Source organism: Nitrosomonas sp., assembly GCF_024282095.1.
Classification (GTDB): Bacteria; Pseudomonadota; Gammaproteobacteria; order Burkholderiales; family Nitrosomonadaceae; genus Nitrosomonas.
On sequence record NZ_JAMWZS010000059.1, the window covers coordinates 1 to 11,057 of the forward strand.

General features: G+C 43.2%; 12 protein-coding genes. 2 read left to right on the forward strand and 10 right to left on the reverse strand.

Going from position 1 to position 11,057, the window contains the following annotated elements:
* Positions 1-46: 46 nt before the first annotated feature.
* The gene (locus tag Q0K92_RS12350) at positions 47-673 is read right to left on the reverse strand and encodes a hypothetical protein (protein ID WP_297326098.1); all 627 of its coding nucleotides are present in this window, start codon (positions 671-673) and stop codon (positions 47-49) included.
* 211 nt (positions 674-884) lie between these two features.
* Here Q0K92_RS12350 and Q0K92_RS12355 point away from each other — a divergent pair, with 211 nt between their 5' ends.
* Entirely contained in the window at positions 885-2,696 is a 1,812-nt protein-coding gene (locus tag Q0K92_RS12355) for a hypothetical protein (protein WP_297326099.1), read from the forward strand.
* 244 nt (positions 2,697-2,940) lie between these two features.
* On the opposite strand, the gene Q0K92_RS12360 is transcribed toward Q0K92_RS12355, so the two are convergent.
* Positions 2,941-3,267 carry a hypothetical protein gene (locus Q0K92_RS12360; RefSeq protein WP_297326100.1) on the reverse strand — a complete coding sequence of 109 codons (327 nt, stop codon included), beginning with the start codon at positions 3,265-3,267 and terminating at the stop codon, positions 2,941-2,943.
* A 308-nt stretch (positions 3,268-3,575) separates the two neighbouring features.
* On the opposite strand from Q0K92_RS12360, the gene Q0K92_RS12365 reads away from it, so the two are divergent.
* Entirely contained in the window at positions 3,576-4,769 is a 1,194-nt protein-coding gene (locus tag Q0K92_RS12365) for a PEP-CTERM sorting domain-containing protein (protein WP_297326101.1), read from the forward strand.
* A 698-nt stretch (positions 4,770-5,467) separates the two neighbouring features.
* On the opposite strand, the gene Q0K92_RS12370 is transcribed toward Q0K92_RS12365, so the two are convergent.
* The 8 genes from Q0K92_RS12370 to Q0K92_RS12405 form a co-directional block, all read right to left on the reverse strand.
* Complete coding sequence (locus Q0K92_RS12370) at positions 5,468-5,761, reverse strand: hypothetical protein (protein ID WP_297326102.1); 294 nt, start codon at positions 5,759-5,761, stop codon at positions 5,468-5,470.
* 45 nt (positions 5,762-5,806) lie between these two features.
* Positions 5,807-6,151: a hypothetical protein gene (locus tag Q0K92_RS12375; protein ID WP_297326103.1), complete on the reverse strand. Its 345-nt coding sequence runs from the start codon at positions 6,149-6,151 to the stop codon at positions 5,807-5,809.
* Between the two features lie 71 nt (positions 6,152-6,222).
* On the reverse strand, positions 6,223-6,540 hold the full coding sequence (locus Q0K92_RS12380) for a hypothetical protein (protein WP_297326104.1): 318 nt from the start codon (positions 6,538-6,540) through the stop codon (positions 6,223-6,225).
* Positions 6,541-6,543: 3 nt separating this feature from the next.
* Entirely contained in the window at positions 6,544-8,121 is a 1,578-nt protein-coding gene (locus Q0K92_RS12385) for a YfjI family protein (protein ID WP_297326105.1), read from the reverse strand.
* Positions 8,111-8,545 (reverse strand): hypothetical protein, encoded by a 435-nt coding sequence (locus Q0K92_RS12390; protein WP_297326106.1) that lies wholly within the window; start codon positions 8,543-8,545, stop codon positions 8,111-8,113. Before Q0K92_RS12390 ends, Q0K92_RS12385 begins: the two co-directional genes overlap by 11 nt.
* 3 nt (positions 8,546-8,548) lie before the next feature.
* Positions 8,549-8,779 (reverse strand): transcriptional regulator, encoded by a 231-nt coding sequence (locus tag Q0K92_RS12395; protein ID WP_297326107.1) that lies wholly within the window; start codon positions 8,777-8,779, stop codon positions 8,549-8,551.
* 150 nt (positions 8,780-8,929) lie between these two features.
* Positions 8,930-9,685, reverse strand: coding sequence for a hypothetical protein (locus Q0K92_RS12400; protein ID WP_297326108.1), 756 nt, complete (start codon positions 9,683-9,685; stop codon positions 8,930-8,932).
* A 43-nt stretch (positions 9,686-9,728) separates the two neighbouring features.
* Positions 9,729-10,940 (reverse strand): tyrosine-type recombinase/integrase, encoded by a 1,212-nt coding sequence (locus tag Q0K92_RS12405; RefSeq protein ID WP_297326109.1) that lies wholly within the window; start codon positions 10,938-10,940, stop codon positions 9,729-9,731.
* Positions 10,941-11,057 lie beyond the last annotated feature (117 nt).

Here is an 11,057-nt window from a genome sequence, read left to right on the forward strand (position 1 = left end):
GAGAAATTACGAAAGCATGGTCGCTATGGCATGTGGGTATCTATGGTTACCTATGTGAAATGTCAACAGACCCTAGGTCAGTTTTGTTAAATGTGAATAAGAGTAATACGGTGTATGCATTATAAAAAGTGCCGGCAAGAAACGGGGAGGACGATGCCAGAAAACGGCCGGAGGGCAGTTCAAAAATATCGAAATGGAACCGTGCGTATCCGGATTGATTTTCTGCTTTGTACAGCGATAATTCAGGTAATGAGATGGGTATCAGCGAGGCCTGAATGGGCGGAATTCCGAAGAAAGTAGTCGCTAGTTCGGTGCCGAGCGAATTGACTACGATATTAATACGGTGGCTCGCATTTTCATCCTGAACAATATAACCGTGTAATCCCAACCATCCTGCAACAATTCCTTTTACCACATCTTTGTCCGCGCTGATTCCGGTAATATCCAGCTTAACAGTTGCGCCCCGCGGAATAGGAAAAGGTAAGTCAGGTTGCTTGGGCAGACTACGCATCACCGCTTCGGTAATCAATAGCTGCTCAGTTGCGGTTCTGACTGAGGTGGTTATTTTTTGTGTGGATGAACATGCTGAAAGCAGCCCGGCTAAGGCTACACTCAAGCAAAACGCTTTAACAATTTTCTTGATCATAATTTTTTGCTCCGGATTGTTATTCATTGATTTTATTCTGCTTAAGCAGTAGATCTATAGTAGCATAATGCGTAATTAAAGCTTGCTCTGTAGCTAGGATTATTCTGACATATGAAAGACTGTTTTAGTAGGCGGTCAGCAAAAAAGCTGATTCATCGCATGAAGACGAGATGGATTGATAGAATATTTTGTACTGATACAATAGCAATACCATCTTCTTTGTTATTGGACTTTTATTATGCCAATCGTAACTGACCATACCGCTTTACTGACAGGCTCCTACTGGAGTGGCATTGAAGTCACCAACCGACCGGCTCTGATAACATATTCTTTTGCCACTAGCGCTCCTGCTACCGATGAAGGAGTCATCGGTTCGCCTGCTTTCGCCACCTTCCAGGCTTTTACCAGTGCCCAGAAGACGCAGATCCGTGCTGCACTTGCCGAGTGGGGCGATGCCAGTGGCCTCACTTTTATCGAAGTGCCAGCCGGTGCAAGCGAAATCACTTTTTCCGCCTACGATTTTACAGGTTCTCCCTACGACAGTTCTGGTGGTGTCGGCTTCTATCCATTCGGTAACTGGAACTTTTTCTCTTTCCCAAATTATCTCGATGGTTGGAATGGTGCAGGCAATGTGCTGCTTAATAGCGACTTTCTCACCGCAGGGCAGTTTGATTATGGTCTTATTCTGCACGAGATCGGGCATGCCCTCGGACTGAAGCACCCCACTGAGACTTGGACGAGTGCCGCCGGCGTGCTGCATGATCAAGTGTTGGCAGTCGATGATCCGAGTTTGACGATCATGAGTCAACTAGGTGGTCCGCTGGTCCATCTTGCTGCTCTCGACATTGCCGCCATCCAGAATATCTATGGACTCAACAGCGCGGATCTCACCAATTGGTCCTACGATAGCCTCAATAATATCCTGACTCAAACTACAGGTGCTGGTGGCGTCACGTTACGTGGTACCAATATTCGTGATGTGCTTAATGGAGGTACCGGTAACGATGTGCTCACCGGCTTATTTGGCGATGATTCGATATTCGGTAATAACGGCAATGATTTGATGTTTGGCGGCTCGGGTAATGACTTGCTGAATGGCGGTGTCGGTACCGATACCATGCATGGTGGTTTCGGCGACGACAAATATGTCATTAACACCATGCTCGACCAAGTTGTTGAATTCGCTGGTGAGGGCATTGATACAATAACTTCAAGTGTAACCTATACGCTGCCTGCAGAAGTTGAGAAACTGACGCTCTCCGGAGTTGCAGCGATCAATGCTACTGGCAACAGCCTCAATAACACCATCAACGGCAACAACGTGGCGAACACTTTGACAGGTAATGACGGCAACGACACACTCGATGGCAAGCTTGGTAATGATGTTTTAATCGGAGGACTGGGCAACGATACGTATGTTCTGGATAGCAGTGGCGACCAGGTAACCGAACTTGCAGGCGGGGGTACTGATACCATCAAAGTCGGCTTTACCTTCGATCTGGCGCCAATCGCCAATGTTGAAAAACTGACGTTTACGGGTACGCTGGCGATCAACGGTAGCGGTAATGCATTAGCCAATACTCTCACGGGCAATGTCGCTGCAAATACGCTGAATGGCGGCAACGGCGCTGATAAACTTCTAGGAATGGCCGGCGACGATAATCTTAACGGAGGCCTGGGCGCCGATACGTTAACAGGCGGACTCGGTCGCGACACCCTGTCTGGCGGTAGTGCCGATGCTGATACCTTTGTTTACACTACCATTGCGGATAGCGGCACCGGCGTGGCTAATCGCGATGTTGTTACCGATTTCGATGCTGCCGATCGTATCAATCTCAGTTCGATCGATACCAATCCAGGGTTATCGGGCGATCAAGCGTTTGTCTTCGCCGGCAGCGGTCCGATCACGGGTGACTGGCAGGTAAGCTATCAAATCAATGGTGCTGATACGCTCGTATCAATCAACACAACAGGTACTGTAGCAGCGGAAATGGAAGTGTTACTGGTCGGTTATAGCGCCGGACTGACATCGTTGGATTTTGTGCTGTAGTGCGGTTGAGCATTATGTCGAGAGAGGGATTCATATCATAGTCTAAAACCAACTATCCATAAGCATGTAGTTTTTTGTGAAGTAAAAGTTACTCACAAAGTTACTCACATTTTGAAATGTACCCCTCGTTTTCACCTCAATTTTAGGAAAAAACTTTGCGCAATAAAACCCGCCACTCGGGCGGGTTAATTTATCTCACTTACCTGGAAATTGAATTACTTCGCTTGATTTCGGATATTCATGATTAAGCCTCTCTAATAAATTCTCTGTGAGCGTTCATGCGTAGATGCTTAGATTCGTCGATATAGTTGCAGTCAACATCTTCAGCGGTGCTATTTATGCAGCTCTGAATGTCTTGAGCTTTATGACGAATTGCTTCAAGGGCAAAGGCAATATCTCTGATATGACGATAACCATCTGGGGTTTGTAATGACAATAATGCGAGATGTGCAATAGATTCGATCTGTGAAAATCCACTTTGAGATAGGGCATCTATATCAATAATTTTGTTGCGTAAGGCTTCTACTTCGGGATTTGTGGATGTTTTGTCACTTTTGGTTTGAGCAGCCATGATGGCCTCCTTTGAGAATTTTTGATATTCGCCCCTTATGAAAGGGCGGCCAGGTGCTCAAAACCGCTCAAAGACGGCTGGCATATTCCCTGCATAAGCAGGTATTTTATTAGCCTAACGCCCGGCCATTACAAATTTTGGACGCAAAAAAACCACGACTATCGGGCGCGGGTCTATCCGCTTTGAGAAGTGTTTTGAGCACTTAAATAAAGAATAATCCCGAACCGATAGCGGTGTCAATTTTTTTATAGCGGCATATTTTTAAACTAAATAAATGCTTATATATTTTGTAAAACAACATTGCTACTATGATCATCCGAAAAATTTCAAATTACGGAGATAAGAAATTGAAAAAATTAATAAAAATAACATTAATTGCTTCTGCTCTATCAATGCCTTTGATTGCACATGCAGACTGGTCGATAAAAGCATTGGATGCACGAATTTTTTTAGGCGCTAATAATCAAGAACAAGTTTTAGATATTAATAATCTTGGACAGGTAGTGGGTTCTTATTTCATTGGTGATCCACAAATATTCCATGCCTATATGACTGGAGAAAACGGCGTAGGTTTTAAGGATTTGGGCACGCTTGGTGGAGATCGAAGTGTTGCATATGGTATTAATGATTTAGGACAGGTAGTAGGACAAGCTCAGCTCGCGAATAAAGGACCAACTCATGCATTTATAACTGGTCCTGATGGCCTAGGAATGAGAGACTTAAATGTTCCATTTCCTAGTGAGTTTAGTCGGGCAAGCAGTATTAATAACTCTGGACAAGTAGCGGGTGATACCTCAGCCCGCGCTTTCATCACAGGTCCAGATGGGGTAGGAGTGACGGTCAAAAATATAGGTCAGACGATTCCTGTCGATATTAATGAATCGGGGCGACTTGTGGGACAAATTAATGGAACCGCTTTTATCACTGGTCCAGATGGCAAGGTAATAACTCCAGTTCAACCGTTACCAGGAGGATTGGCAAGTCTTGCTTCTGCTATCAATGATTCAGGACAAGTTGTAGGTAGATCTGGTGCGAGTTATGGCATTCAAGCTTACGTTACAGGTGAAAATGGTGTCGGAATAACAAATTTGGGTACCTTTGGTGGGTCATTTAGTGAAGCAACAGATATTAATAATGCCGGAGAAGTAGTGGGAATTGCTAGTTTAGAAACTCCAGAAGCCCATTCGTTTCTGTATAGTCATGGCGGTATGACGGATCTTTCACTACTGGACGTTGTTATAGGAAATAATTGGTCTAATATTCAGGTGACAGCAATCAATGACAATGGGCAAATCTTAGGATATGGTACTCTTATCGATCCTATTAGCGGATTAGCTAATACTAGAGGATTTATTTTATCCTACACTTCGGATACCGTGTTTAACCCTCAACCAATATTTATTCCTGCTGCTCCTATCCCAGAACCAGAAACTTATGCAATGTTGCTCGCTGGTTTAGGTTTGATTGGATTCATTGCGCGACGTAGAAAACAAAACAGTTAACACCCATGAGGGGGTTATGACGATGTAAAGATTGGCGTGCTTCTCTCTATGTACTTTTCTAGATCGTTTAATGTAGCCCCCTTAGAACGCATGCAATCCAGTTCTTTAAGTAATTGTTGCTTAGTTTGTTCTGCGTAAGTTTGACCCAGGGCATGCGATTTACGGTTAACCATAGTCATTATTTCTCGCGGTAATTTAGTTTTCATATCGTTCTCTCGCGCGCGTGCATGTGCGCGTGCACAATGTTTTCTGTCTTTTTTGCGTGTTAGCGTTATCTTGATGTCATTGAGCGGTCCTACTTCATTAAAGCTGTAGAGATATTACCCACCCATCCGGGACATGCCATTTTTCAAATTCCTATTTTGACCGTGCATTAGTTTAGTCATCATGCGGTACCTTTTATTGATGCTGTAGGGAATGAATGTGCCCCGGTACCCCTTAACCGGAAGGTAATCTCCCGGCTACGGGTATTTAGCTTATCTATTCTTTGCCTTTAAATATCTAAGTCGAAGTAAAAGTGATTCAGTTATTGCATCTGGTATCGCCTGTTTGTTTCGCTGTTCCCACTCCTGAAAAGTTATTCCTTCCCTCGCTAGGTGTTGTCTAAATTCAGGAATGCTTTCGATTGATCGATTCTTTGCACCTCTGCGGGTAATATTCGCTGTTTCTTGCATAGTTATCTCCAAGTAAATCTATGGTTAATTCAAGCTCAACCAGTCGCCAGCTTTTGTTACTGGCTTCACTGTGTTTTTTGCTGGGTTTCCCTTGCTCGGGATGTGAGGATGTAAGCTTCCGGGCAATTCATTTTTAGTAATGAATCCAAACTCCAAGCACTCAAGCAAATATCGGCTGACATGGCTTTGATTATCTTTCAATAAGCCTACTCCACGAAAGGGCATTGGTCGAATAACGTCCGTGTTGCTGACACCTGCCGTATGTAGTTGGTCACGCAAATTATATTCGTTTGCTAATGCTTGCTCTAATTCAAGCACAGCCTTGACGATAGCTTTAATATTCGCGGTATGTTGAGGCAGAACTTAAAGGGCTATTTCTTTGCTGATTTCTACAGTCAATTCATTCAAACTGGATCTGTGAAGTTCAATAGCTCGGTTATGGACAGCAATTTTCGCTGTCAACTCAGAATAAGTTTTGCGGATAAAATCGGTGCCGCCCGGTATGTTGCTATCTTTGCCACTTAATAAAGCTTCGGCTTGTGCATCCAATCTTGATTTCTGCTGTTTGCCATTGGATAAATCGCTGAGTTGTCTTAAGTGTCCGTCGCGCTCATCTTCCAGCTTCCGAAGTTCAAGCTGCAATTCAACCAGTTTGGTCTTTGCTTCAACATATCGTGAATCACGTTCTAAAGTAATTCTGGTATTCATTTTGTTTTCCTGTAACATTGTAAAATATTGATTATTATACTATAGTTTCATGTTTTATTTGTCTTTTTATTCTAATTCTGCATCTCATCAAATTCACCTCGTGCATGTCTTAAAAAGTATTGCAGCGCATCAGGATCGGTTTTGCATTTATCCAGCACAAGAAAATGATCTTCTTCCGGCTCCCCGATTGTATGCAGCCAAGCTCTAATCAATTCGATTTGAAATGATTCATTTGTTACAAAAGATAATTTTTTTTCAATATCCACCGTGATGGGAGTATCAAAAGTGCCAAAAGATACTTCTGATACTTTTGATACCTCAGTTATTGCGGTATCGCTGAATTTTTTTCCGCTTTCAATCTTTTTTAATTTGGCAAGGTAATCACTCATGATTTACACCTTCACCCAGTGATATAAGGTTGATGGTCTGCCATCTGTGAAGATTTCTTCTTTTATCAGGTGACTGTAATCAAGCAATACCTCTATGGCGGATTGCGCTTTCTTTGGCGTATCAATGCCCGTCCAATGATTTTTGTAAACATCACGCAATGAGAATGGATTGCTTAATTTATCGGCTTTTAGCTTACCTAAGATAGCCTTTGCAGCATCAATACCGGGCTGTGTACCATGACTGTATACCCGCCGTGCATGGCTCTCTAAGTACTCGCTATAAGCCAAAGCGCGTAGCAAAGCAGATTCAGTAACTTTTCTCTCAGTGCTATCACACAAATGATTGATTAACGCTAATGAAGGTATTAACTTTCGATACTTGGATAGATGCGACACGATAGCCGGGTGATCTTCTCCAGACCTTAGTCTAGTTTCAAGTTTGCAAAGCCATTCAATAAAAACTTCTTGCGCAGCATCATCAAATTGAAGGTATGGTGTTTTGCAAAATTCGCCAATGGTTGCTATAGCCACAACATCAAGACCATGCAATTTTTTCACCAGATCATTAACTGTTTGCTTTGCTTTCTTATCAGGGAATCTATCAACATATTTGTAGTTTGGTGATATATCTGGGTATACCATCAAGCCAAAACGTTGTAATAAGCCATCAGCACCCGCACCGCCTGATAATGCATCCCTAACATATTCACTCAATACACCAGGTTGTATGCCGCCGATAATCGATAAACAGGCGGATTCAATATGTAAGTTTGTACCTCGGATAATCCTGTCTATTGTGTATGATTGATTGCCGTCAGCAGCGGTAAGATAAAAAGCACGTGCACCTTCTTGGCCTTGCTTATCCAGATTCTTTAGTAACCCAATCAATTCATCAGCTTCAAATAGAATCCCGTTTGGGTTATCAATCATAAGCTGCCCAAGTGCTTCAACAGTCGCATTGTTGGTTATGAATCTGGGGGGCGTTTTTTCCTTTATCTCAGGTTTTGCATGGTCGATTATCAAGTCTGAAATATCGGCTTCCTCGTCTTTCTTTAATCGCTTTTTCGCCTCCGTGCGCCGAATCGATTTTTTAATTTCTTCACCGGCAAACATTGCATTCAATTGTTTAATGATTTCATCATTCTGTTTTGCTATCTCAACAGAAATATCAACTTGCAATTGCTTCAGTGGCCTAAAAGCTTCAGTTCGATTTGGCGATTTCATAACACCAGATCCGCCGATGGTAGCGCCCCAAAGATTGGGTACGATTACCCAGTTATCGCGTCGCTTCGGTCTTATACCAATTTTGCAGCCAATTGGAGCGCTCAGCATCACATAAGTATTAACCGCAGCAAAATCAGGTGGGCATTGCATTCTTTCGGAAATATCGACAACGTAATCCCGAATAGCGCCAGGCAGAAAGTCATAATCAAACTGCATGACTTCTGGAAGTTCTGGCAATGGTTCCGGTGGCTCTGCGTTCTTTTGTAATGCCTTACGCTTATCAATTGCTTCGTGATTCAAAGCGGTGCTATAAGCTTTTTGCGTATCAGGTGGAGCTTGCACAGTTTTAAAGATCATATTGAATAATTTCCCAAGCCGGGTGGATCAAAGTGAATGCTGAATATCGTGGATCTTTTTGCTGGGCTACATCGAAGTTAAAAAGCGTTAAAACCTTCGGTTTGACTTTTAGAATTGCATCAATGAGATTGCCGACCAACTCAGCTTCACCGGTATGATGAACTATTTGAACGGATAATCCTGCTAAGTAACTGAAAATAAGCTTATCTACTTTCGCATCAGTAGGAATGAGGATACGCGGATAAGCTTCACCTAATTTCCAATCAGTTGAAACGATTACCCGCTGAGCAGGTATTAAACCCTTGCGCCTGAATTCATCAAACTGCTTGCCATATGGCGGAAATTTTTTTGTGATATAATTTGAAAGTGATGTATTTCCAAATTCGCCCTTGCCTGCCAGCGGGGCGTTTCTATTTGTGGTCATGGTCTATACCTCCGCTCTATAATTAACGGGGTCAGCAAGCCATTTGTGCAGCTCATGATTGTCGTAAAAAGTACATCTGATACCCAAGCGTTCAGGCTTAGGTGCGCGTCCTTCTTTGCTTAATTGCCTGAATTTTTCGCGACTTACGGGACTAAACTTTTCGAATTGACCGTACCGGCTTTTGCCGGTAGCGGGTAATGTTTCTGGGGTGGGTAGTTGTTGCTTGTGTGTCATGATAGCCATCCTTGGTTGTTGTAGATGGCTAATCATTTCATACCGTTAATTTTTTCCTCATGCGGCGGTATGATCAATCAAGGATTTATGCGGTTCTGCGGGTGATTATCCGGTATGTGTACGGCATGATATGGCAGTATGAGTTTAAGATTAGTTATCATAAGTTTGATCTTTCCATTCATCAGCGTAATTCCTTAGCATTGGTTTTTTGAATAGAATATTAAGCTCTGCCTCCGATACTCCTTTATCGAGAAGTTCGAGAGCAATTTTAACAGGATCCCAAATCCCGCTTTCCTTTCTGCTGCCTTTAGTACCCTTTGATAAACGACATTTATTTAGCCATCCTGGCGGGTCTGCAAGATACTTTTTCCATTTCCTTTTACTGCCATAGTGAAGCTCTTGAAAAACATCCGCTACTTGTTGAGTTGATATACTTTTAGGGGTTTCTGCTTTTGCAGAATTTGATACTGCATTTTTATCCATTACTTCAAGGTCAGATTTGACGACTGACAAATCAATTCCAAGCCCCTTGGAGTGATACCACTTTTCACACTCATCAAGGCGTACAAGCCAGCCTGCTGTAACCATAGGAGCCTCTAATTCATTGTCACTGCGATACATCCCTGCTTGAATCATATTCATATATTCCGCCCACGGTAGCAGGGTTTCAGGATGCAAAACCTGAAGTTTTCCAAGTTTAATATCGTGCAAGGCGAGCATTATGTATGTTCCGGCATCCTCGCTTCGATCTGGTTTCTCCGTATTGTTATGCATACATAGCAATAAAGCGCATTGCGCAACAGTCATGCATCCATGCTTTTTAAGTTGACTAGTATCGTGCAGTCCATCAATGAAGAGCATTGATTCATCAACAATCTTTTCTATATCATCGTTCAGCTTTACCATTGATAATCCTTCAAGCTTGCCCTATAAAAAGATACTGAACTATTTATGCTGCCTTAAATGGCAATATTGTTGCCCCGGTTTTTATTGCATCTAAATAATCCGCCCAATCCTGCATCATGCGCGCCCGTGGTTCCAGATACAAAGCATGGTTATAGCTTGCTGATACTGCATCACGCTTACTATGTGCCAGTTGTAGTTCAATGTGATCATGGTTATAGCCGCGTTCATGCAGGATCGTTGAAGCTATTCCCCTGAAGCCGTGGCCGGTCATGCGGGAGTGATACCCTAGCCGGTAGAGTGCATACAGGATGGTGTTATTGCTCATTGTCTTGCCATCCCTGCGTTCACTTGGAAATAGCAAGATTTGATCGGCCGCCAGATTCTTGATTTTATCCAATACGGCAATTGCCTGATCGGATAGGGGCACAATATGCGGCGTTTTCATCTTCATGCGTTCTGCTGGTATACGCCATTGCTTTTTATCCAACTCTATTTCGTCCCACCTGGCACCGATTAACTCACTGGTACGGACAAACGTTAAAGCCATCAGCTGCAAAGCCAGCTTTGTTAATGGTTGTCCATCGTATTCATCGATCTTGCGGAGTAGTTCGGGTAATTCTTTTTGATCCAACCTTGCATAGTTGGTTTTCTTGGTAGGTTTCAGTACATCGGAAGGCTTGATGTCTGCGGCTGGATTGCGTTCTGCCAGTCCATGTGCCACGGCATAGCGCATGATCTGATTGCAAGTGGTTAATGCCCGCTTGGCAATATCTAGTGCGCCCCTGGCTTCAATTTTCTTGATAGCCATTAGCAGCATTGGTGCTGATAACTCAGTGACAGGCTTTCTACCGATAACAGGAAAAATATCAGCTTCCAGTCTACGAATAACATAATCTGCGTGGCGTTGATTGCGTGCTGCGCTCCATTGTGTCCACCATAGGCGGGCAATGGATTCAAAACTATTTTCAGCCGCTATTGCTTCCAGTTGCTTTTGTTCTTGACGGTGTTGTGAAGGATCAATGCTCTGTGCCAGTAATTCTTTGAATCGCGCTTGCTGGTTACGTGCTTCTTTCAATGTCACTTCAGGGTAAACGCCCATAGAAAGCATCTTCGCCGTGGCATTGAAGCGATACCGATATCGCCACCATTTAGCACCCGAAGGCTGAACCAGTAAAACAAGTCCATGACCATCTGGAAGTGAGTAGGGCTTCGCTTTGGGTTTTGCTGCTTTAATGATTGGGTCAGTCAGTTTCATGTGAAAACACCCTCAACCAGTAGGTTACATAAATATGTGAGTAACTTTCTAGCGAGTATTATAGTTACTCACTAACTTACTCACAAATTTATCTTGTTACTCACATTTCACATGATT

Bases quoted from the DNA above. Each gene is read 5' to 3' on its own strand.
- Q0K92_RS12350 (WP_297326098.1), bottom strand. From the start codon at position 673: ATGAATAACAATCCGGAGCAAAAAATTATGATCAAGAAAATTGTTAAA.
- Q0K92_RS12355 (WP_297326099.1), top strand. From the start codon at position 885: ATGCCAATCGTAACTGACCATACCGCTTTACTGACAGGCTCCTACTGG.
- Q0K92_RS12360 (WP_297326100.1), bottom strand. From the start codon at position 3,267: ATGGCTGCTCAAACCAAAAGTGACAAAACATCCACAAATCCCGAAGTA.
- Q0K92_RS12365 (WP_297326101.1), top strand. From the start codon at position 3,576: ATGATCATCCGAAAAATTTCAAATTACGGAGATAAGAAATTGAAAAAA.
- Q0K92_RS12375 (WP_297326103.1), bottom strand. From the start codon at position 6,151: ATGAATACCAGAATTACTTTAGAACGTGATTCACGATATGTTGAAGCA.
- Q0K92_RS12380 (WP_297326104.1), bottom strand. From the start codon at position 6,540: ATGAGTGATTACCTTGCCAAATTAAAAAAGATTGAAAGCGGAAAAAAA.
- Q0K92_RS12385 (WP_297326105.1), bottom strand. From the start codon at position 8,121: ATGATCTTTAAAACTGTGCAAGCTCCACCTGATACGCAAAAAGCTTAT.
- Q0K92_RS12390 (WP_297326106.1), bottom strand. From the start codon at position 8,545: ATGACCACAAATAGAAACGCCCCGCTGGCAGGCAAGGGCGAATTTGGA.
- Q0K92_RS12395 (WP_297326107.1), bottom strand. From the start codon at position 8,779: ATGACACACAAGCAACAACTACCCACCCCAGAAACATTACCCGCTACC.
- Q0K92_RS12400 (WP_297326108.1), bottom strand. From the start codon at position 9,685: ATGGTAAAGCTGAACGATGATATAGAAAAGATTGTTGATGAATCAATG.
- Q0K92_RS12405 (WP_297326109.1), bottom strand. From the start codon at position 10,940: ATGAAACTGACTGACCCAATCATTAAAGCAGCAAAACCCAAAGCGAAG.